The sequence below is a fragment of the Sorangium sp. So ce327 genome, from assembly GCF_051530205.1.
Lineage (GTDB): Bacteria > Myxococcota_A > Polyangia > Polyangiales > Polyangiaceae > Sorangium > Sorangium cellulosum_B.
Genome location: NZ_CP150330.1, coordinates 3,539,762 through 3,561,949 on the forward strand (window position 1 = coordinate 3,539,762; position 22,188 = coordinate 3,561,949).

The 22,188-nt window shown below is 72.8% G+C and carries 11 protein-coding genes; 8 read left to right on the forward strand and 3 right to left on the reverse strand.

The genetic code is table 11. The annotated features are described in order from the left end of the window. Positions 1-152: 152 nt before the first annotated feature. On the reverse strand, positions 153-2,126 hold the full coding sequence (locus WME95_RS13470) for a carbamoyltransferase C-terminal domain-containing protein (RefSeq protein WP_437908803.1): 1,974 nt from the start codon (positions 2,124-2,126) through the stop codon (positions 153-155). A 132-nt stretch (positions 2,127-2,258) separates the two neighbouring features. Continuing rightward, positions 2,259-3,323, reverse strand: a complete 1,065-nt coding sequence (locus WME95_RS13475; protein WP_437908805.1) for a sigma 54-interacting transcriptional regulator — start codon at positions 3,321-3,323, stop codon at positions 2,259-2,261. Between the two features lie 600 nt (positions 3,324-3,923). Between WME95_RS13475 and treY the strand changes: the two genes are divergently transcribed. The 8 genes from treY to WME95_RS13515 all read left to right on the forward strand — a co-directional run bounded on the left by treY (position 3,924) and on the right by WME95_RS13515 (position 18,697). Further along, the gene (treY, locus tag WME95_RS13480) at positions 3,924-7,112 is read left to right on the forward strand and encodes a malto-oligosyltrehalose synthase (protein ID WP_437908806.1); all 3,189 of its coding nucleotides are present in this window, start codon (positions 3,924-3,926) and stop codon (positions 7,110-7,112) included. Position 7,113: 1 nt separating this feature from the next. Then, a complete protein-coding gene (gene treZ / locus WME95_RS13485; protein ID WP_437908808.1) occupies positions 7,114-8,958 on the forward strand; it encodes a malto-oligosyltrehalose trehalohydrolase in 1,845 nt (614 codons plus the stop codon). Next, complete coding sequence (gene tsaA, locus WME95_RS13490; protein ID WP_437908809.1) at positions 8,952-9,761, forward strand: tRNA (N6-threonylcarbamoyladenosine(37)-N6)-methyltransferase TrmO; 810 nt, start codon at positions 8,952-8,954, stop codon at positions 9,759-9,761. The genes treZ and tsaA overlap by 7 nt, the downstream gene beginning before the upstream one ends. 265 nt (positions 9,762-10,026) lie before the next feature. Next, positions 10,027-12,036, forward strand: a complete 2,010-nt coding sequence (locus WME95_RS13495; RefSeq protein WP_437908810.1) for a hybrid sensor histidine kinase/response regulator — start codon at positions 10,027-10,029, stop codon at positions 12,034-12,036. Positions 12,037-12,196: 160 nt separating this feature from the next. After that, on the forward strand, positions 12,197-15,634 hold the full coding sequence (locus tag WME95_RS13500) for an HAD-IC family P-type ATPase (protein WP_437908811.1): 3,438 nt from the start codon (positions 12,197-12,199) through the stop codon (positions 15,632-15,634). Further along, on the forward strand, positions 15,631-15,915 hold the full coding sequence (locus WME95_RS13505; RefSeq protein WP_437908812.1) for a hypothetical protein: 285 nt from the start codon (positions 15,631-15,633) through the stop codon (positions 15,913-15,915). Before WME95_RS13500 ends, WME95_RS13505 begins: the two co-directional genes overlap by 4 nt. Beyond that, positions 15,912-16,526, forward strand: coding sequence for an HMA2 domain-containing protein (locus WME95_RS13510; RefSeq protein WP_437552238.1), 615 nt, complete (start codon positions 15,912-15,914; stop codon positions 16,524-16,526). Before WME95_RS13505 ends, WME95_RS13510 begins: the two co-directional genes overlap by 4 nt. A gap of 905 nt (positions 16,527-17,431) precedes the next feature. Next, positions 17,432-18,697 (forward strand): collagen-like protein, encoded by a 1,266-nt coding sequence (locus WME95_RS13515; RefSeq protein ID WP_437908813.1) that lies wholly within the window; start codon positions 17,432-17,434, stop codon positions 18,695-18,697. 223 nt (positions 18,698-18,920) lie between these two features. Here the strand turns inward: WME95_RS13515 and carB are convergent, their stop codons facing one another. Beyond that, positions 18,921-22,187, reverse strand: coding sequence for a carbamoyl-phosphate synthase (glutamine-hydrolyzing) large subunit (gene carB, locus WME95_RS13520; protein ID WP_437908814.1), 3,267 nt, complete (start codon positions 22,185-22,187; stop codon positions 18,921-18,923). Position 22,188: the final 1 nt, after the last annotated feature.

The window sequence follows — 22,188 nt, forward strand, 5'->3', positions numbered from 1 at the left end:
ACAGCGCTCTTCTCCTTGCACCCGTCGTGTCCCGAGCCCCGCGGCCACGCAGGCCCGCGTCGTCTCTTCCCTGTGCGTCCGGCCGGCGCGCTCACTGCACGTCCGTCAGGCCGGCGCGCCCTTCACGCGCATCTGGCTTCGGCGCCCGCTCTTCACCCGCGCTCGGCCGGCGCGAGCCGGACGAGCCGCTCTGTCCAGAGGGCCCAGAGCTCGCCCGCGACCTCGGCCCCCGCGCCGTCGAGCAGCGACGACAGCGGCCGGCTCCCGTCGGCCTTGACCAGCGCCTCGTACGCGGGGCGCGAGATCTTCCGGCGGATCCCGCGGTCGTAGCTCGTCCGCAGCTCCCACGCGTCGCCGATGCGCGCGCCGTCGAGCCACCCGCGCGTGCGGCACACCTGGGTCGAGCGCGGGATCTCCACGATCATGCCGAGCCTGGCCTCCAGCGAAGGGCCCTTCCCGCGGACGAGCACGTCGTCCACGAAGGCGGCCTCGAGGCGGCTCGTGACGAGCAGCGCGACAACGTCGTCGACGGTCTCGGCGGGCGGCTCCGCCCCGTGATCGAGCGACGTCGCGAGCAGCGCCCCGACCCCGGAGATCTCCTTGAACGCGCAGAGCAGCGCGAACAGCCGGGGATCCGCCTCCTTCAGCACCACCTGCGCGCGGACCGTGCCGTCCGCGTGCAGCGCCGCGGCGAGCGCCGCGCGGCGCTCGCGCCTCACGCGGAGGGCGAAGCTCTTCCAGCGCAGCTGCTCGGCCGGGCACGGCAGCATCAGGCACTCGGCCGCGTCCTCGGCGAGCATCGCGACCGACAGCGGCCTGTGCGGCGCGCGCCGCTTCAGCTCGTTCAGCGCCTCCCGCCGCCGCTCGTCCCGCGGATCGGCGACGATCGCGCGGCGCCCGAGCGCCACGAGCCCCATCTCCGAGCGGCCGTTCGCCCAGCCCACGGCGGCGCCCCCGGCGATCAGCTCCGCGGCCTCGCGGGCCGGATCGGCCGGGCGCTCGGCCGTCACGAGCGCGCCCCAGCGCCTGAGCGCCGGGAGCACCGCGTCCGCGTTGCCGATGTCCGTGCCCCAGGCCACGTGGTCGAGCGGGGCGCGGCGCGGCGGCGCGTCGCTCGCGAAGAGCGCGGCCCCGAGGGCGCAGCCCGCGTCGTGCGCCGCGGGCTGCACGAACACCTCGTCGAACAGGCCGCTCGCGAGGACGCGCGAGTTGACGGCGCAGATCTGCGCCCCCCCGCCGGCCAGGCACAGCCGCCGGAGCCCGCTCTTCGTGCGGTGGTGGCGCAGCACGTGGAGCACGATCTCGGAGATCGCCTCTTCCAGCGCGGCGATCACGTCCTTGTGCGCCTGCTCCACCGGATCGCCGCGCAGCCTGCCCGGCGCCCTCGAGAGCACGGCCGCGAGGTTCTGGAAGGCGAGATCGTAGTCGCCGTCCGGCAGCAGCCTGTACACCTCGCGCATCGCGCCGCGGAGCGCGGCGGGGTCGCCTTGCGGGGCGAGCTCCATCGCCTCGGCCTCCTCGAACGGGCTGTATCCGAGCGCGCGGATCGTGCGATGGCACAGCTCGCCGAGCGACCTCTGCGGTGAGAAGGCCGCGAGCGACGTGAGGCACGACCGGCTCCCGCTCGCCGACGTCCCGGCGAGGACCCCGCCCTCGTTGTCGATGACGTAGACGAGCGCCTGATCGAAGCCCGACACCGCGATGGCGCTCACCGCGTGCGTCATCATGTGCGGCACGAAGACGAGCCGCGCCGGATCGATCGCGCACCTCATCTCCCGCTGGATGGCCGCGTGCAGCAGCCCGCGCGCGTCCGGCACGCCGGCGAGCTCCGGGAACGCCGCGCGCAGGCGCCCGACGAGCAGATTGGCCGTCTCCTCGCCTGAATAATAGGCGATCCGGTCCACGTCCGAGAGCGCGACGCCTCGCTGTCTCAGGCAGGCGCGCAGCGCGTCGAACGGGAACTTGTTCGTCCGCCGGACGCGGTTCAGCCGCTCTTCCTCGATGGCGGCCACCACCTGCCCGTCCTCGACCAGCACGGCCGCCGCGTCGTACGTGAAGAACTGCGGCGAGTCGTAGCGGCAGTCGTAGACGGGATCCAAGCCTCCTGCGAGGCCCAGAGTCAGCATGCGCTCCTCCATCCTTCTCGGTCGGGACGTCCACCGCCCTCCCGGGTTCCGTCTCGGCCGTTTCGCAAGGGTCGTTCCATCGAACGACGCGACGGTTCCGGCGGCGCCCTCGGGAGGGGGTGAACCGTTTTGTTAAGATTCTTTAAGAAGCTGGAGAAATGTGGAGCGATGGGGGGCGAGCGCGGCGCGGATCCTCGCCGACGCGCGCTCGAGGATCTCGGTGCTCTGGAGGTCCTTCGGCTTGATACCGAGCTTCGCGAGGCGGCTGTAAACGTACGGCAACGAGCGATCGATTCGCCGCGACAGCTCGCGCGCGTTCCTCGTCTCCCTGGCCCACGTCAGGAACAGGAGGTCGTAGAGCTTCTCGACCTCTTGTGGGTGTACCTGGGATATCGCCGCAGCGTCGTCGTGTGGGGGCGCGCCTTGCTGGGCCAGGAGGTCGAGCGCGCACCCGGCCCGCCAGTTTTGCTCGACGGTGCGCTCCGGGTCTCGCACGAGGAAGTACCGCTCGACGGCGTTGCGGAGCTCGCGGACGTTGCCCCTGTACACTCCGCAGCTCGCGAGCTCGCCGATGGCGCTCACCTCGCGCGCGGGCAGGAGCGTGCGGTAGCGCTCGCCGAGCTCCAGGGCGAGGACCCTCGAGAGGCTGCGCAGGTCCTCCCGGCTGGGCGGCGGCACGACGATGGTGAGCACGCTGAGCCGGAAGAACAGGTCGGCTCGAAACGTCTTGTCGAGACCGGCGGCGAGGTCCCGGTTCGTGGCGGCGAGGACGCGGACGTCGACGCTCTTCTCCTCGCTGCCGCCCACGGGCCAGAACGAGCCGTCCGCGAGGAAGCGGAGCAGCTTCGCCTGCGCCTCCGCCGGCAGCTCACCGATCTCGTCGAGGAACAGGCTGCCTCCGGACGCGAGCTCCACGACGCCGCGCTTCGATACGGTCGCCCCCGTGTACGCGCCGCGCGCGTGGCCGAACAGCTCGCTCTCGAACAGCGTTTGCGTGAGGGCCGCGCAGTTGATGGTGATGAGTCGGTGCTTCGAACGCTTGCTGTGCTGATGGATGTCGCGCGCGAGGATGTCTTTCCCCGCTCCGGTCGGCCCGACGATCAGGACCGAGCAGTCTGCGGACGCTGCCTGTTTGGCGAACCCGAGCGCCCTGCGCCGCGCCTCCGAGTGCGCGACGAATCTCCACGAGCTGGTCATCAATACCTCTCCTGATTCTTCATGACGGAAACGGTTGTTGTCTCACTCCGCCCGCGAGTACGGGCATTTGGCAACATATCGTTTCCCGAGCGCGCGCCTCCGGCCGCGCGCCGCCGCGCATGCGCCGGCCGAGCCATCTCGACGGCGGGCTCCAGGGGACACGCGACGAGCGCGCGCGGGCGGTGCAAACGAACACCGGAGCAGGAATGCGCGCGCCGTGATGTTCGCGGGGCGCGGCTCCGGAAACATGCAGTCGGCCGCCTGAACGACGCTTGCTAGTCGGGTATCGGTGCGGCCATGCACGAAGGGGTGGAACAGCAAAGGAGAACGGCGGCGATGAGGGGGTTCCGCGTTCCCCTGGGAAGCGCAGCGCGCTGACGGCGACTCCTTCGACGACGGCTGAGCCTGGCGCGCGCCCGACAGCGGCTGAGCCCGTCACCCCTCTATGCCCGATGCCAGCGCTGCTGCGTTCCCCCTAGGCGCATCAGGCCATTCCTTCGTGCCGCACGCCGAAACGACAGGAGCCGCGCGAGCTGCGCCGATCCGCGGGTGCTCATCGCTTCGTTCGCAGTAGATTCTGCCGCCGGAGGCAACCGAGGGATGACCGGAACGTCGGACGATCAGCAGACGAGCGGCCATGTGGAGGGCGCTGGCCTGCAGGCGAACGCCGCGCGGCTCGCCGACGCGGCGTGCGAGGGCGTGGCGCCTCGCCTGCCGCGCGCCACCTACCGCGTGCAGCTCAACAAGGACTTTACCTTCGAGCAGGCGCGCCAGGTCGTCGTCTACCTCGACGCCCTCGGCGTCAGCGATCTCTACTCGTCGCCGTTCTTCAAGGCGCGGCCAGAGAGCATGCACGGCTACGACCTCGTCGACCACAACGCGCTCAACCCGGAGATCGGCGAGCGCGCCGACCTCGACCGGCTCACCGGCGAGCTCGCGGCGCACGGCATGGGCCTCCTGCTCGACTTCGTCCCCAACCACATGGGCGTCGGCACCTCCGACAACGCCTGGTGGAACGACGTCCTCCAGAACGGCCCGAGCTCGCTCTACGCGCCGTTCTTCGACATCGACTGGGCGCCGCTCAAGACGGAGCTCAAGCACAAGGTGCTGCTCCCCGTGCTCGGCGACCACTTCGGGCGCGTGCTCGAGCGCGGCGAGCTCAAGATCGAGTTCGACAGCGGCGCGTTCGTCCTCCGGTACTTCGATCACGTCTTCCCGGTGAACCCGCGGACGTACGGCATGATCATCGGGCCGCTCGTGCCCGGGCTCGTCGCCGCGCTCGGCGAGGAGCACGACGCGCTCCTCGAGCTGCAGAGCATCCTGACCGGGCTCCGCAACATGCCGCCGCGGACCGAGACGCAGCGGGCCAAGGTGATCGAGCGGCGCCGGGAGAAGGAGATCCTCAGGCGGCGGCTCGCGTCGCTCGTCGCGGACTCGCCCGACGTCGCGGCGGCGGTGGCCGAGGGCGTCCTGCGCATCAACGGCAAGCCGGGCGATCCGCGGAGCTTCGACCCGATCGAGGCGCTGCTCGAGGAGCAGGCCTACCGCCTCAGCTTCTGGCGCACCGCCGCCGAGGAGATCAACTACCGCCGGTTCTTCGACATCAACGACCTCGCCGCGATCCGGATGGAGCACCGGCCGGTGTTCGCCGAGGCGCACCGCCTCGTCTTCGAGCTCTGCGAGCGGGGTCAGGTCACGGGGCTGCGCATCGACCACCCCGACGGCCTCTGGGACCCGATCGGCTACTTCGAGGAGCTGCAGCAGGGCTACCTGATCGAGCGCTGCCGGCGCCGCTTCCTCGCCGAGGCCTCGGACGAGCCCGAGCAGAAGAGCCTCCTCGACCCGCGCCGCCGCCCCGAAGCCCGCTTCGCCCGGCTGGAGCCGGCCCTCCGCGCGGCCCTCTCGGAGCGCGGCGCGCGCGGCTCGCTGAACACGCCGCTCTACGTCGTCGTCGAGAAGATCCTCGCGCGCGGCGAGACGCTGCCCGAGGCCTGGCCCGTCCACGGGACGAGCGGCTACGACTTCACCGCGCTGGTGGGCGAGCTCTTCGTCGACGCCTCGAGCGAGGCGCAGATGACCGCGATCTACGAGCGGTTCATCGACGAGCACGTGCCGTTCGAGGCGCTCGTCTACGAGAAGAAGAAGGTGATCCTCCGGACGGCCCTGGCGAGCGAGCTCAACGTGCTCACCCACGCCCTGAACCGGCTCACCGAGCGCGACCGCCGCTTCCGCGACTTCACCCTGGGCTCGCTCAACGAGGCGCTGCGCGAGGTCATCGCGTGCTTCCCGGTCTACCGCACCTACATCAACGACCGGACGCCGGCGATCTCCGATCACGACCGCGTCGCCATCGGCCGCGCCGTCGCCCTCGCGCGCCGGCAGAACCCGACGATGGAGGGATCCATCTTCACGTTCGTGCGCTCGGTCCTCATGCTCGACGGCACGGATCTCTTCCCCGAGGAGGACCGGCACCTCTTCTGCGACTTCGTGATGAAGTTCCAGCAGCTCACCGGGCCGGTGATGGCCAAGGGGCTCGAGGACACGTCGTTCTACATCTACAACCGGCTCGTATCGCTGAACGAGGTCGGGGGCGAGCCCGAGCGCTACGGATCGAGCGTCCTCGCGTTCCACCGCGGCAACGTGCAGCGGCACAGGGCGTGGCCGTACTCGATGCTCGCGACGTCGACGCACGACACGAAGCGGAGCGAGGACGTGCGGGCGCGCATCAGCGTGCTCTCGGAGCTGTCGTCGGCCTGGGAGGAGGCGCTCCACCGCGCCGCCGCCGCCGCCGCGCCGCTCAAGGCCGAGATCGAGGGCCGCCTCGCGCCGGACAGCAACGAGGAGTACCTCTTCTACCAGACCCTCCTCGGCAGCCTGCCGATCGAGCCGCTGCTCGGCGCCGCCGACGACCCGCGCGCGCCCGAGGGCGACGCCCTCTCGGCGTACGCCGACCGCCTCGTGGACTACATGCGCAAGGCCACGAAGGAGGCGAAGGTCAACACGTCCTGGATCGACGCACAGCCCGAGTACGACGCCGCCGTCGAGGCGTTCGTCCGCAAGGCGCTCTCGTCCGCGGAGGTCGTGGGCGCGCTCCTGCCGCTCGCGCGCGTTGTCGCGTACCACGGCATGTGGGGCTCGCTCTCGCAGACGCTCCTGAAGCTCACCTCGCCGGGCGTGCCCGATATCTACCAGGGCAACGAGGTGTGGGACTTCAGCCTCGTCGACCCGGACAACCGCCGCCCTGTCGACTACGCCGTGCGCGAGCGGGCGCTCGCGGAGATCCGCGCGCGCTGGCGGCCCCGCGGCGGGGGCCGCGCGCTCGCGCGCGAGCTCTGCGCCGAGGCGCGCGACGGCCGCGTCAAGCTGTTCGTCACGCACGTCGCGCTCGAGCTGCGCCGGCGCCACCCGGCGCTCTTCGGGGCCGACGGGGACTATGTGCCGCGCGCCGTGATCGGCGAGCGCGAGGCCCACGTCGTCTCCTTCGCACGCCGCGCGCCGGACGGGCGCTCGATCGTCGTCGTCGCGCCCCGGTTCAGCGCGCGGCTGCTCGGCGGCGCCTGCTCCCCGCCGATCGGCGCGGCGTGGGCCGGCACCGCGGTCGACGTGGAGCCCGGCCTCTACACGGATCTCTTCACCGGCGCCGAGATCGAGGCGTCGCCGTCCGCCGCTCCGCCGCGCGGCTCGGACGCGCCGCACGAGCGGGGCGAAGGCGCGTCGCTCCCGCTCGACCGCGTGCTCTCCGATTTCCCCGTCGCTCTGCTCCTGCGGGCGGCGCAGCGAGGCCAGTGACATGAAGGCGATGCGCACGATGGGCGCGTGGCTCGAGGGGGGCGCGGTCCGCTTCCGCGTCTGGGCGCCCGACCACGATCGGATCGAGATCGTCACCTACGGGGCCGACGGCCAGGAGGTCACGGGCGTGCTGCCTGCGGCCCCGACCGGCGACGGCTACTTCGAGGCGACGGCGCCGGGCCTCGAGGCCGGCGCGCTCTACAAGGTGCGGATCGACGGCGAGGGCCCGTTCCCGGACCCGTACTCCCGCGCGCAGCCGCTCGGGGTCCACGGCCCGTCGGCGGTCTTTGACCCCTCGTTCGCGTGGACCGACGCGGGGTGGCGGGGCGTCGCGCTCGAGGATCTCGTCCTCTACGAGGTCCACGTCGGCGCGGCGACCCCGGAGGGCACGTTCGACGCGCTCATCGGGCGGCTCGCCGAGCTCCGGGAGCTCGGGATCACGGCGATCGAGCTCATGCCGGTCGCGAGCTTCCCGGGCGAGCGCGGGTGGGGGTACGACGGGGTCGACCTCTTCGCGCCGCTCGCGGCCTACGGCGGCCCGGCGGGCCTGCGCCGCCTTGTCGACGCGGCCCACGCCGCGGGGGTCGGCGTCATCCTCGACTGCGTCTACAACCACTTCGGCCCCGACGGGAACTACCTTCGCGCCTACGCGGGGCGCTACTTCACCGATCGGCACAAGACGCCCTGGGGCGACGCGGTGAACTACGACGGCGCGGGCGCCGAGCAGGTCCGCGCGCTCGTCCTCGAGAACGTCGAGATGTGGATCCGCGACTTCCACATCGACGGCCTCCGCCTCGACGCGACCCACGCGATCGTCGACGACTCCGATCCCCACATCCTCCGGGAGATCGGCGAGCGCGCGCGGGCGGCCGGCGAGGGGCGGCGCGTCCTCGTGATCGCCGAGGACAGCCACAACGACGCGCGCCTCGTGACGCCCGTCGAGCAGGGCGGGTACGGCCTCGACGCGGTGTGGTCCGACGACTTCCACCACGAGCTGCGCGTCCTGTTCGCCGGGGATCGCGACGGCTACTTCGAGGATCACACGGGCACCGCGGAGGACATCGCGGCGACGATCCGCAAGGGGTGGCTCTACGAGGGGCAGATCTCGAAGCACGCGGGCAAGCCGCGGGGCACGCCCGCGGATCCGGTGCCGCCGCCGCGCTTCGTCCACTGCATCCAGAACCACGATCAGATCGGCAACCGCGCCGTCGGCGATCGGCTCGGGGACAAGGTGAGCCCGGCGGCCTTCCGGACGATGTCGGCGCTGCTCCTGCTCACGCCGTACACGCCGCTCCTGTTCATGGGCCAGGAGTGGAACGCGCGGACGCCGTTCCAGTACTTCACCGATCACGAGGCCGAGCTCGGCCGGCTCGTGACCGAGGGCCGCCGGCGCGAGTTCCAGTACTTCGCGGCGTTCGCGGGCGCGGAGGTGCCGGATCCGCAGGATCCGCGGACGTTCCAGCGCTCGAAGCTCGACTTCGCCGAGCGGCAGCGGCCCGAGCACGCCGGCGTGCTCGCGTGGTACCGCGAGCTCCTCCGCCTCCGCGCCTCGCACCCCGCGCTGCAGAGCCGCGCGCGCGGCGCCTTCTCGGCCGACGCGCTCTCGCCGGACGCGATCTGCATCGAGCGCCGCGGCGGCGGGGCCGCGGTGATCGCGCTCTGCGCGCTCCGGGGCGCGCTCTCGCTCGACCTCGGCCGCCCGGAGGCGCGGGCGCTCGCGTTCAGCGAGGAGCCGCGGTTCGGCGGCGCGGCGCGGCGGCCCCCGATCGAGCGCGGCTGGGTGGAGCTCGAGGGGCCGTCGGTCCTGATCGTCGAGGTGCCCGACGCCTCCGGGGCGCGATGCTGAAGCCCGTCACGTTCACGCCCATCGGCGTGGTGCGCACGCCGTTCTCCGACAAGGTGAGCGCGCCGCGGCAGCCCCACGCCGCGGGCGGCGCGGAGGGGACCATCGAGCTCGTGCCGGGCCTCGGCCTGGAGCACGCGCTCTCGGACATCGAGGGGTGGGACTACCTCTGGGTGGTCTTCTGGTTCCACCTCAACGAGGGCTGGCGCCCGAAGGTGCTGCCCCCGCGGAGCGCCGGCAAGCGGCGCGGCGTGCTGTCGACGCGCTCGCCGCACCGCCCGAACCCCATCGGCCTCAGCGCGGTGAGGCTCCTCGCGGTGGACGGGCTCACCCTGCGCGTCGGCGGCGTGGACATGGTCGACGGCACGCCGGTGCTCGATCTCAAGCCCTACGTGCCGTACGCGGACGCCCACCCGCACGCGCGCACCGGCTGGCTCACGCCGCTCGCGGAGGAGCCGGGCGGCGGGGCGCCCGTCGACCCCGAGCCCGGCTTCGAGGTCGCGTGGGGCGCGCGCGCCGCCGAGCAGGCCGCGTGGATCGAGGAGGCGCACGGCTTCGCGCTGCGGGAGCGCGTCGACCGCGTGCTCGCGCTCGGCCCGCAGCCGCACCCCTACCGCCGGATCCGCGCCGACGGGGACGCGATGCGCCTCGCCGTGACGTCGTGGCGGGTGCGGTTCAGGGCCGAGGGGCGGCGGATCGACGTGCTGTCGGTGGCGACGGGCTACCGCGAGAAGGAGCTCGTCGGCGGCGAGGGCCCCGATCTCGAGGCGCACCGGCGGTTCGTGGAGCGGTTCGGCCGCGGCTAGCGGCGCGGTTAGCGGCGCGGCTAACGATCGACGCTCGACCGGCGCGCCGCCTGCTCGCGCTCGCCAGGTACGCGCAGATCGCCTCGTATTCCTCGGATCTCGCGTGACGATTCACGCTCGCGCCGCTTGCAGCACGCGCTCGAGGCGGACAAATGCTGAGTGTGATCATCGGGGACATCTGGCCTGGGTTTCGAGCCGGCGCGCTCGACGGAGATGCCCGCTGACGGTGCGGTCGGAGCGTCGCTGCGGGTTGGCTGGCCAGGCGGTGCGCCCCCTCCTTTGCGCGCCCTCGCCGGTCCCGAACGCGGCCTCGCCGGAGGACGGCCGCGGCGACAGGGGGCGGGCCGCGGGGGAGCTGCAGCTGAAGGCGGCCCTCCTGGATCGGCTCGGCGAGGCGGCCCTCGCGTGGGAGCTCGGCGGCGCGAGCGCCGTCGTGTACTTTGGCGCCGGGGCCGAGCAGCTCTACGGCTTCCCGGCGCGCGACGCCCTCGGGCGGTCGAGCCACGAGCTCCTGCGCACCGTCCTGCCGGCGCCGCTCGCGCAGATCGAGGCGGCGCTCGCGCGCGACGGCCTCTGGGACGGCGAGATCCGTCGCACGACCCGCGACGGCCGGGAGATCCTCGTCGAGAGCCGCCTGCGGCTCGTGGAAGGGGCGGAGCGCGGGCCGCTCGTCCTGGAGACCGGGCGCGAGAGCACCGCCCAGCGGCGCGCCGAGGCCGAGCTCCAGCTGCGGGAGCGGGAGCAGGGGCTGCGCCGCGCCATCATGGCGACCTCGTTCCCCATCATGATCTACGCGGAGGACGGGCACGTCGTCTGCGTCAACGGCGCGTGGACGGACATCAGCGGCTATACCCGCGAGCAGATCCCCACGGTCACGGCGTGGCTCGACAGGGCGTTCGGGGCGAGGAGCGCTGCCATCCACGCCCGTGTGGCGTCCCTGTTCGATATGGATGAGGCCTCGGGCGAGAACGAGCTCACCCTCACCACGGCGAGCGGCGCCGAGCGCACGTGGGTCTTCAGCTCCGCTCGGCTGGGGAGGGACGCGGCGGGCCGGCGGCTCCTTGTCACCATCGCCTACGACATCACCGCGCGGAAGCGGGCCGGCGACGCCTGGGAGGCGACGCTGAGGGAAGCGGACCAGCGCAAAGATGCTTTCCTGGCGATGCTGGCGCACGAGCTGCGCAATCCGCTCGGGCCCATCCGCAATGCGGTGGAGATCCTGCGGAGCACCGGGATCGAGGAGCCGTCGCTCCTGCGGGCGTGCGGCGTGATCGAGCGGCAGGTCGCGCACATGGCCCGGCTGGTGGACGACCTCCTCGACGTGTCCCGCGTGGCGCGCGGGAGGATCCAGCTGAGGGCGGAGCGCTGCGACCTGCCCCGGTTGCTCCGGCAGACGGCGGAGGACTACCGCAGCACGCTGGAGGCGAGCGGCCTGGAGCTCCGGCTGGACGTGCCGATCGAGCCGCTCTGGGTCTCCGGCGATCCCACGCGTCTGTCGCAGGCGGTCAGCAACGTGCTCCACAACGCCAACAAGTTCACCGACGCCGGCGGTCGGGTGACGGTCGCGCTGTCGGCGACGCCGGACGGCTCCGCCGTGATCCGCGTCCGCGATACCGGCATCGGCGTGGAGCCGGCGACGCTGGCGCGCATGTTCGAGCCGTTCAGCCAGGCCGAGCGCAGCCTGGATCGCAACCGGGGTGGGCTCGGACTGGGGCTGGCGCTCGTAAAGGGTCTTGTCGAGCTCCACGGCGGCGCGGCGTCGGCCGAGAGCGCGGGCGTCGGCCACGGGACGGAGATCGTCCTCCGCCTGCCGCTCGCGCGCGGGCCCGCGGTGTCCCCGGAGCGCGCCGGGCCGCCGCCGGGCCCCGACTCGATGTCGGCGGGCGCCGTGAGGTCGCTGCGCGTCCTGATCATCGAGGACAACGAGGACGCCGCCGAGATGCTGCAGGCGCTCCTCGCGATGAACGGCCATCAGGTCGAGGTGGCCCTGTCGGGGGCCGCGGGGGTCGAAGCGGCCCGCTCGTTCCGGCCGGAGGTCATCCTGTGCGACATCGGCCTCCCCGGCGGGATGGATGGCTGCGGCGTGGCGCGGACCTTGAAGGCCTTGGAGGAGAGCGCGGACGTCGCCCCGTCGCTGATGATCGCGCTGACGGGTTATGGCCAGGAGCGCGACCAGCGCCGGGTCCGCGAGGCCGGCTTCGATATGCACTTTGTCAAGCCGATCGATCCGGGCTCGCTGCAGAGCCTCCTGGCCTCCGTGGCGACGCGGGCGTGACGGCAACGAGGGCGCGGGCGTGACGGCGACGAGGGCGCGGGCGTGACGGCGACGAGGGCGCGAGGGCGCCGCCGCGCCGGCCCGGCGGCTCGATGTGGCTCGCTCGCACACAGGCGCTGGCTCGACCTTTGAAAAGGCCTCCGCCTCAGCGCGGAGGATCATGGAGCGTCGGGGCAGGGGCTGGATCGATCTTCGTGGCGGGCGCAGGGGCCGCGGCGGCGGCGCGCGGCGGCGGGCCCGTGCAGATCGCACGCCTGCGCGCGATCTGCACGGGCCCGCCGGGATCGCGCGGGTGCGCGCCGAGGTGGCCGGCCTCTTCGGAGACGCTGCGCGCGCCGCGCGCATCGAGCGCGACCTCGCGGCGATCCCCGGCGTCGTGTCCGCGCGGGCGAGCGCGCGCACCGGGCGGGTGCTCGTGCGCGTGGGGGAGGACGCGGCCGACGAGGCCGCGCTCGTGCTTGGCGCCCACGCCGTGCCCGGCGCCCCGCCGCCGCCGTCCGCGCGCCGCGCCGTGCGGGCCATGGCCGAGGGCGTGGGCGCGCTCGTGCGCGCGGCGCGCCGCTGCGCGCGCCCCCGCGAGGGCACGGCGGGCGAGGACGAGCGCCGCGCGTGGCAGGCGCGGGCCTGGGGCAGCCAGGTCGCGCCGGCCGGGCAGGGTGGAGGCGCGCCGGCCGGGCAGGGTGGAGGCGCGCCGGCCGGGCAGGGGGGAGGCGAGCGCGCCCGCCGCGTCGACGTGGCGCTCTGCGCCCACGCGGAGGACGCGGGCGAGGTCGCCCGCGCGCTCGGCGTCGATCCGCGCGAGGGGCTCACCGCCGCCGAGGCGCGCCGCCGCCTCCGCGCGGTCGGCCCGAACGAGCTCGCCGGCGTCGCGACCCGCTCGTCGATCGAGATCCTCGCCGGGCAGATCTTCACGGTGCCCACGGCGATGCTCCTCGGCGCGGCGGGCGTGTCGCTCGCGCTCGGCGACACGATCGACGCAGGCGCCGTCCTCGTCGTCGTCGGCGCGAACGCCGCGATCGGCACGTACACGGAGTCGCGCGCCGAGGAGCTCCTGCACGCGTGGGGCGACCTCCGCGTCGGGTGGGCGCGCGTCGTGCGCGACGGGCGCGAGCAGCGGCTCGCCGCGTCGGAGATCGTGCCGGGCGACGTGCTCGCGCTGCGCGCCGGCGAGCCGGTCGCGGCGGACGCGCGCGTCCTGACCTCGCGCGCCCTCGCCGCCGACGAGAGCACGTTGACCGGCGAGAGCGAGCCCGCCGAGAAGTGCGCCGCGAGGGTCGACGGCGGCGCGCCGCTCGCCGAGCGCCGCGGCATGGTGTACGCGGGCACCACGATCGCCTCGGGCGAGGGGGCGGCGGTGGTCGTCGCGACCGGCCGGTGGACCGCGCTCGGGGACATCCAGCGCGCGCTCTCCCGCGAGTCCGAGCGCACCCCGCCGCTCGAGCAGGAGCTCGCCTGGATCGGCCGGCGCCTCGCGACCTTCGCGCTCGCGAGCTCGTCGGCGGTGATGGTCGTCGGCCTCGCGCGCCGGAGGCCGCTCCGCGCGCTCTTGCGGAGCGCCGTCGCGCTCGGCGTCGCCGCCATCCCCGAGGGGTTCCCCACCGTGGGCACCACGGCGCTCGCGCTCGCGAGCCGCCGCCTGCGCGGCTCCGGCATCGTGATCCGCCGCCTCGCCGCGGCCGAGACGCTCGGCGCCGTGAGCGTCGTCTGCGCCGACAAGACCGGCACGCTCACCGAGAACCGGATGCAGGTGGCCGAGATCTTCCTCCCCGGCGAGGGCGCCCTGCGGGTGGAGCGCGCCGCGCGCCGGGGCGGCGGCGCGGGGCCTGGGCGCGCGATCGCGCTGATCGGCGAGGACGGGCGGGAGGTCGACGCCGCCGCCCCGCGCGTGCACGCGCTCGCGCGCATCGCCGCCCTCAACGCCGACGTCGAGCTGAGCGAGGCGGGCAAGGTCGTCCAGGGCAGCGGCACCGAGCGCGCCCTCGTGGAGTTCGCGCTCGCCGCCGGCTACCCCGTGTCGGCGCGGCGCCTCGCGGCGCGGCGCGTGAGCGAGGCGCGGCGCTCGGCCGAGCGGGCGTTCATGGTGACGGTCCACGACCACCCGGAGCTCGGGCACATCGAGCTCGTGAAGGGCGCGCCCGAGCAGGTCGTCGCGCGCTGCGACGCGCCGCCGCGGCGCGAGGGGGCCGGCGACGAGCGCGGCGAGGTGCTCCGGCACAACGACGCGATGGCCTCGCGGGGGCTGCGCGTGCTCGCGCTCGCGTGGCGGCAGAACGGCCGGCCGGACAACGACGCTCCGCTCGAGTTCGCCGGCCTCATCGGCCTCCGCGACCCGCCGCGCCCCGGCGTGCGGGAGGCGCTCGAGGCCCTCTCCGGCGCCGGCATCCGCACCCTGATGCTCACGGGCGACCAGGAGCGGACCGCGCGCGCGATCGGCGTCGAGCTCGGCATCCCGCCGGACGCCGTGCACAGCCGGGTCACCCCGGAGGCCAAGCTCGACATCGTGCGGGCGCTCCAGCAGGGCGGCGCGATCGTGGCGATGACGGGCGACGGCGTGAACGACGGGCCCGCGCTCAAGGCGGCCGACGTCGGCGTGGCCATGGGCAAGCGCGGCACGGACATCGCGCGGGCCGTGGCCGACGTGGTCCTCGCCGAGGACGATCTGCCGAGCCTCACCGAGGCGGTCCGCGAGGGGCGGCGGCTGCACGACAACGTCCGCCGGGCGATCGCCTACTTCGTCGCGACGAACGCGAGCGAGGTCCTCACGATGCTGGTCGGCGCCCTCTGCGGCGCCTCTCCGCTCACGCCGCTGCAGCTGCTCTGGATCAACCTGCTCACCGACGTGGCGCCGGCGCTCGCGCTCGCGCTCGAGCCGGCCGAGGCCGGCGTCATGCGGCGTCCCCCGCGCGACCCTGCGGCGCGGCTGCTCGGCGCGGCCGATCTCCGCGCGCTGGGCGTGGACGCGGCCGCGATGTCCGGCGCGTCGCTGTCGGCGTACGCGCTCGGCGGCCGGGCCACCGCGGGGACGAGGGCGTTCACGGCGCTGGTGACCGCGCAGCTGCTCCACATCCTGGCCTGCCGCGCCGGCGCCGGGGAGGGCGCAGCGGCGGCCGCGCTCCGCCGGGACAGCCCGCACGTGGCCCGCGCGCTCGCCGCCACGTCCGCGCTCCAGGCGCTCGCGCTCGGCTCCGGGTCCCTGGGCCGCCTGCTGGGGGCGCAGCGCCTCCGCGCCGGGGAGATCGCGCTCGCCGTGGCCGTGGGCGCGCTGCCCGCGCTGCTCCGCGGTCCTCTGGGGCGCTCCGCGAGCGCTGGCCGCGAGATCGTGATCGTCAACGGCAGGCGCGCGGAATCGAAGTCGGAATCGGAGTCGGAAGCGGAATCGGAGTCGGAAGCGGAATCGGAGTCGGAAGCGGAATCGGAGTCGGAATCGGCGTCAGAAGCGGAATCGGACGCGTCAGCCGAAGCGGAAGCAGCAGGCGCGAGAGCGGAAGCGGAAACGGACCAGGGCGCAGGCGAGGATGCGGGGGCGGCCGCGAGACGCAAGCAAGGCGTGCGCGCCGCGCGCGTCGCCGGGCTGCGCAAGGGAGACATGGCATCATGAAGTTCCATCCACCGTCGTTCGCCCTGGGGGTCGGCACGGCCGTCCTCCTGATGGGCAAGAAGCAGCACCTCCGGCCGGTGGTCGTCGAGATCGCGGCGCTCGGGCTCCACCTGGGCAGGCTGGGCGTCGGCTTGCTCGAGCGCCAGCGGGAGCACGTCGAGGATCTCTTCGCCGAGGTCGCCGAGCGGGTGCGCCAGAAGGCCGCGGGCGGGGCGCGCGGCGAGCGGGCAGCGCGCAAGAGCAACGGCGCCTCGGAGCTCCACGGCGAGCCGTCGTCATGATGTCGCCGGCGGTCCTCGTCGTCCACGCCCTGGAGCGGCGCGTCCGCCTGCGCGCGCCGGCGCTGGCCGGCCATCGTCGGGTGTGCGAGCGGATCGCGGAGCAGCTCGCGGCCGATCCGGCCTGCGAGGTCGTCTCGATCCGTCCGATGACGGGCTCGGTGATCGTCGAGCGCTCCGAGGGCGGGCTCGATCCGGAGCGGCTCCGCGCCCGGCTCGCCGGGCTGGTCGACGGGGCGCGCGAGGACGACGGCCACCCGCTCGGCGCGCCGCGGCCCGAGGGGCATCCTGGTCCGACGCGCGTCGCCCGCGCGGTCGCGCACGCCTTTGCCGGGATCAACGCCGATGTGCGCGAGGCGATGGATTACCGTGCGGATCTCGGCACCATCTTGCCGGTCGTCTTCGCGGCGGCGGGGCTCGCCGAGGTCGGGGCCACGCGCAGGCTGCCTGTGCCGGCCTGGTTCAACCTGCTCTGGTGGTCGCTCCGGTGGTTCATGACGTTCAACCCCGGGGCGATCTCGGAGGAGCTGAACAGCGGCGGCGGGGCGCAGGGCCAGCCGGGCGTCGCGGGCGAGGGGCCCGGCGAGGCAGGTCCAGTCTGCGACGATCTCTAGAGCGGCGGGCACCCGCTTCGGATACGGGCCCACCTCGGCGTTTTCGGTGCTCAGCGCACCGGAGTGCGCTTGCGCGCCGAAAACGCCGATCTGGGCCCGTCTCCTGTGCGGGTGACCGCCGCTCTGCACGTGGCAGAGGTGGGCGGAAACCGCTGTAGAAAGGCATGTCCGCTCCGCGGACGCACCGCCTCGGGGCGCTCCGGGAGCGGCCGAAGGCGGGCCCATCGGCGCGGCGCGCTGGGGCAGCGCTCGGCGGGAGATGCCCCCGCGCGCGGGGAGGGCAGGAGAGCGTGGGACGAGGGCATTCCGCCGGCGGGGCCAGGATTCTCGGCGTTCAGCTCGCCTCGGACATCGCCTTGCGATCGCGGCGTGAGCGTGTCGGCGCGCTTTCGAGCCCGTGGCGCCGCCTGTCGACCCCGACGTAAAGCGGCGATGTATCACAATGGCTCGGGAATAGATTGAACCTTGGTGGCCGGGCGCGTACCTTCCTGGTCCGGATCGTAAGCCCCGGAAGCAGAGGGGAACACGTTGATGGCGCGACTGCAATTCCCGGTGTGGCTAGGCTTGACTGTTGCATCGCTCGCCGTGTCTCCGGGCTGTAGCTGCGGCAGTCCCGACGTGTCCGTGCCTGGGGCCGGGTCGGGGGGTGAAGGTCTCGGGGGGGCTGGCGGGGCCGGTGCAGGCGATCCTGTGGCTTCGGCGGGCGGGGGTGGGGCAGGTGGGCGTCCCGAGGTGGGGGATCGGGGCATCGCCGCGGGCGAGATGGTCAGCGCGGGGAAGGTCGTGAGGAGTCCGAGCTATCGCATGGTCTTCACGCTCGGTCAGCCGACGCAGAATCAGGGAAAGACGACCTCACCGAGTTACCGCGTGCAGGGCGGTCTGGTCGGGGCGAACGGGAGCGTGCCATGAACGGGATGGGACGGCGTGTCCTCGCGATGGGTGTTTTTCTCGCCGCCTCCGTCGGCCTCGTGCGCGGCGCCGCCGCCGCCGTGCCGATGCAGATCTCGCATCAGGGGCGGCTCTTCACGGCCAACGGCGAGCCGGTCAATGACGTCCTCTCGGTGACGTTCGCCATCTACGCCGCCGAGGACGACGACGAGCCGCTCTGGAGCGAGGAGATCGCGCTCTCGTTCGACGAAGGCTTTTTCTCCACCGTGCTCGACTTCACCGAGGAGCAATCCGCGAAGGTCTTTGACGGCTCGGTTCGCTACATCGGAATCACGGTCGGGGACGATCAGGAGATGGAGCCCCGCGCTTCGATCGGGAGCGTCCCGTACGCGATGGTCGCGAACAACGCTGTTGGTGAGATCACGCCGAAGCTGGTGAAGATCGGCGGCAGGGTCGTCATCGACGAGAGCGGCAACTGGGTGGGCAACTCGAGCGGAATCGCGGGTCCCATGGGACCGACGGGTCCGACAGGGCCCCAGGGGCCGGAGGGACCGACAGGGCCCCAGGGGCCGAAGGGGCCAGAGGGGCCCGTGGGCGCGACAGGGCCCGAGGGGCCGGCGGGGCCGACGGGGCCGGCTGGCCTGCCCGGCGAGAGGGGACCGATGGGGCCCGAGGGGCCAATGGGGCCCCAGGGACCGATGGGGCCCGAGGGGCCGATGGGACCCGAGGGGCCGACGGGGCCGACGGGGCCCGAGGGCCCGATGGGACCCGAGGGGCCGATGGGACCCGAGGGGCCGATGGGGCCCGAGGGCCCGACCGGGCCAGTGGGCGCGACAGGGCCTCAGGGGCCGACGGGTGTGGTCGCGACGATCGCGATTGCTGGCAACGTTGCTCCCCTTTTTGATGGTGGCAGCGCCGCGTATGTCTTCGTCGGCCCCCCGGGGTCGGTGACCATCACCGGCAGCCAGCGCGTGACCGGATCGGCCTCTGCGCCGCTCGGGCTGCGGGCGTCCAGCGCTGCGTTCGTCGCCCCGCTCGGCCTCTGTTACCAGCGGCGCGGCGGCACCGGCGAGCTCGTCAACTTCTTCGGCGGCACCTTCGCGAGCCACTACTTCACGCCGACCCGCACGACCTACTCGGTCTCTGCCACGACGGTGCTGCCAGAGGGCGAATGGAATGTCGGCATGTGCCTCCGCAATGAGGGGACAAGCCCGATCCAGGGATCGACCTCGTCGACCGGCAACGGCATGGTGAACGGCTGGTTCATCGTCACGAACGACTGAAGGCGAGCCCGCCGTCTGGGTTCGTGCACCTACCTCTGCTCTGATGAAGTCGGCAGGCCCCGTGCGGGGGCGCATCCGTCGCGGGGCGCGGCGAGGGCCGGTGTTGGTTCTGCTCTCAGGAGGGCAGCCGGCCCCGTGGGGGAGTGTCCGTCGCGGGGCCGGGCGGCTCGGTACAACCTCCCGAGCCACCCGGAGCCGCTCTTCGCCGCGCTAGCGCTTCAGGTCACCTGAGCGCCACCGGGCTCCGCGCGAGGTACTCGTCGTAGGACAGGGTCCGCAGATCCTCGATCCTCTTCGCGCGCATCGCCCCGATGACCGCCCGCGCGAGCTGGAGGTCCGTGAGGAGCGGGATGTTCGCGTCGACAGCGCGCCGCCGGATCAGGTAGCCGTCCGGACGGCCGAGCTGGTCGTACTCGCGGGGGATGTTGATCACGAGATCCACCTTCCCCTGCTCGATGGCGCTCATCGCCGTCTCCCCCTCGTCGGGCTGCTTCGCGAGGCTCGTGCACTCGAGCCCGAGCGCCCGGAGCGCCTCGGCCGTGCCCGGCGTCGCGAAGATGGGGAGCTTCAGGTGCTCGGCGATGACGCGGGCCTCGTCGGCGAACCAGTACTTGTCCTCGAGCGGCCCGAGCGACAGCAGCACACCCTTCTTGGGGAACCTGAAGCCGGTCGCGAGCAGCGAGTGCAGGAGCGCCTCGTGCATGTCGTCGCCGAAGCAGCCGACCTCGCCGGTGCTCGCCATCTCCACGCCGAGCATCGGATCGGCCCCCACGAGGCGCGAGAACGAGAACATCGGCGCCTTCACCCCGACGTAATCGAGGTCGAGCCCGCGGTTCTCGACCGGCTGCGACACGCCGAGCATCCTGCGCATCGCCTCCCGGACAAAGTTGTTCCCCGTGACCTTCGACACGAAGGGGAAGCTCCGCGACGCGCGCAGGTTGCACTCGATCACCTTGACCGTGTTGTGCTTGGCCAAGAACTGCATGTTGAACGGCCCGGTGATCGAGAGCGACCGCGCCACCTGCTGGGCGATCTGCTTGATCCTGCGGATCGTCGCGATGTAGAGCGACTGCGGGGGCAGGACGAGCGTCGCGTCGCCGCTGTGGACGCCGGCGTTCTCGATGTGCTCGCTGATCGCCCAGAGGATGATCTCCCCGCGATCGGCGACCGCGTCGATCTCCACCTCGCGGGCGTGGGTCTCGAACTTGGACACGACAACGGGGTAGGTGGGGGAGACGGCCTTGGCCCGGGCGAGGATGCGATCGAGCTCGTTGGGCTCGTGCGCCACGCTCATGGCCGCGCCGCTCAGCACGTAGCTCGGCCGGACGAGGACGGGGAAGCCGCCGAGCTTGTTCACGATCTCGCCCGCCTGGCCGGCGTCGACGACGTGCGCCCAGCGCGGCTGGTCGATCTCCAGCCGGTCGAGCAGATCGCTGAACTTCTTCCGGTCCTCGGCGGTGTCGATGCTCCCCGGGCTCGTGCCGAGGATGCGCGCCCCCGCCTCGTGCAGCCGGAGCGCCAGGTTGTTCGGGACCTGCCCGCCCATGCTGACCACGATGCCGTAGGGCTGCTCCCGCTCGTAGATGTCGAGCACCGTCTCGAAGCTGATCTCGTCGAAGACCAGCTTGTCGCACGTGTCGTAGTCGGTGCTGACCGTCTCCGGGTTGTAGTTCAGCATCATGGTCTCGTAGCCGAGCTCCGAGGCCGCGCGGATCGCGTTGACGCAGCACCAGTCGAACTCGACGCTCGATCCGATGCGGTAGGCGCCGGAGCCGAGCACCATGATCTTCTTCCGCCAGGACGGCGCGACGTCCGTGGCCGACGCGTGGTAGCTCGAATAGAGGTAGTTCGTCTCGGCGGGGAACTCGGCCGCGAGCGTGTCGATCTGCGCGAGGTGCGGCACGACGCCGTGCCGCTTCCTGGCCTCCCGGATCGAGCCCCGCGGCGCGCCCGTCAGCGTGCCGATCATCCGGTCGCTGAAGCCGAGCTGCTTCGCCTCCCGGAGGGTCGCCTCCTCGAGCGCCGGCTCCTGCGCGGCCTTGTCGGCCTGCGCGGGGACGGCGACCTTCAGCGTCTTCAGATCCCGGTGCATCCGGACGATCGGCTCGATCTGGTTCAAGAACCACCGGTCGATCTTGGTGAGGTTGTGGATCTCGTCGACCGACATCCCCTCCTGGAGCGCGCGGGCCACGGCGAAGATCCGGAGCGGCGTCGCGTTCTGCAGCTCGTCGCGGAGGTCCTTGAAGGTGAACGCGTCGGGGTCGAGCCCCTTCACCCCGATGTCGAGCATGCGGAGCGCCTTCTGGATGACCTCGGGGAACGTCCTGCCGATGGCCATGACCTCGCCGACGCTCTTCATCTCGCTGCCGATCCGCATCGAGGCGCCGCGGAACTTGCCGAGATCCCAGCGCGGGACCTTGCAGACGAGGTAATCGAGCGCCGGCTCGAAGAACGCGGTCGTCCTGCGGGTGATCGCGTTGGCGATCTCCGGCATCGTGTAGCCGACGGCGATCTTCGCGGCGACGTAGGCGAGCGGGTAGCCCGTCGCCTTGCTGGCGAGGGCGCTCGACCGGGAGAGGCGCGCGTTCACCTCGATGACCCGGTAATCGGCGCTGTGCGGGTCGAGCGCGTACTGGATGTTGCACTCGCCCACGATGCCGAGGTGGCGGATCGTCTTCAGCGCGACCGAGCGGAGGAGCTGGTACTCCTCGTCGTTCAGCGTCTGCGACGGGGCGACGACGATCGACTCCCCGGTATGGATCCCCATCGGGTCGAGGTTCTCCATGTTGCAGACGGTGATGCAGTTGTCGCGCCCGTCGCGGACGACCTCGTATTCGATCTCCTTCCAGCCGCGGAGGCACTCCTCGACGAGCACCTGGGGCACGCCGCCGGCGAAGCCGCGGCGCACGGCGTCCTCGAGGTCGCGCTCGCTCTCGACGATGCCGCTGCCCTTGCCGCCGAGCGCGTAGCCGCCGCGGAGCATCACGGGGAACCCGATCTCGCGCGCCGCCGCCATGGCCTCGGCCGCCGAGCGGCAGGCGCGGCTGCGGGCGGTCTTCACGCCGATCTCGTCGAGGCGCTCGATGAAGAGCCGCCGGTCCTCGGTGTCGCGGATCGCCTTGATCGGCGTGCCGAGCACCCGTACGCCGTACTTGTCGAGGATGCCCGAGTCGTGGAGCTCGAGCCCGCAGTTGAGCGCCGTCTGCCCGCCGAAGGAGAGGGCGATCGCGTCGACCTCCTCCTTCACGATGATCCGCTCGACGAACTCCGGGGTGACCGCGCAGAGGTGGATGCGGTCGGCGAGCCCCTCGCTCGTCTGGATGGTGGCGATGTTGGGGTTCACGAGGACGGTGGCGATCCCCTCTTCCTTGAGGGCCTTGATCGCCTGCGACCCCGAGTAGTCGAACTCGCCGGCCTGACCGATCTGGAGCGCGCCGGAGCCGAGCACGAGGACGCGCCGGGGTTTCTTGGGGAGATACGCGCCGTACATG

Coding starts and splice junctions, on each gene's coding strand:
- WME95_RS13470 (WP_437908803.1), bottom strand. CDS start 2,126: ATGCTGACTCTGGGCCTCGCAGGAGGCTTGGATCCCGTCTACGACTGC.
- WME95_RS13475 (WP_437908805.1), bottom strand. CDS start 3,323: ATGACCAGCTCGTGGAGATTCGTCGCGCACTCGGAGGCGCGGCGCAGG.
- treY (WP_437908806.1), top strand. CDS start 3,924: ATGACCGGAACGTCGGACGATCAGCAGACGAGCGGCCATGTGGAGGGC.
- treZ (WP_437908808.1), top strand. CDS start 7,114: ATGAAGGCGATGCGCACGATGGGCGCGTGGCTCGAGGGGGGCGCGGTC.
- tsaA (WP_437908809.1), top strand. CDS start 8,952: ATGCTGAAGCCCGTCACGTTCACGCCCATCGGCGTGGTGCGCACGCCG.
- WME95_RS13500 (WP_437908811.1), top strand. CDS start 12,197: ATGGAGCGTCGGGGCAGGGGCTGGATCGATCTTCGTGGCGGGCGCAGG.
- WME95_RS13505 (WP_437908812.1), top strand. CDS start 15,631: ATGAAGTTCCATCCACCGTCGTTCGCCCTGGGGGTCGGCACGGCCGTC.
- WME95_RS13510 (WP_437552238.1), top strand. CDS start 15,912: ATGATGTCGCCGGCGGTCCTCGTCGTCCACGCCCTGGAGCGGCGCGTC.
- WME95_RS13515 (WP_437908813.1), top strand. CDS start 17,432: ATGAACGGGATGGGACGGCGTGTCCTCGCGATGGGTGTTTTTCTCGCC.
- carB (WP_437908814.1), bottom strand. CDS start 22,187: ATGTACGGCGCGTATCTCCCCAAGAAACCCCGGCGCGTCCTCGTGCTC.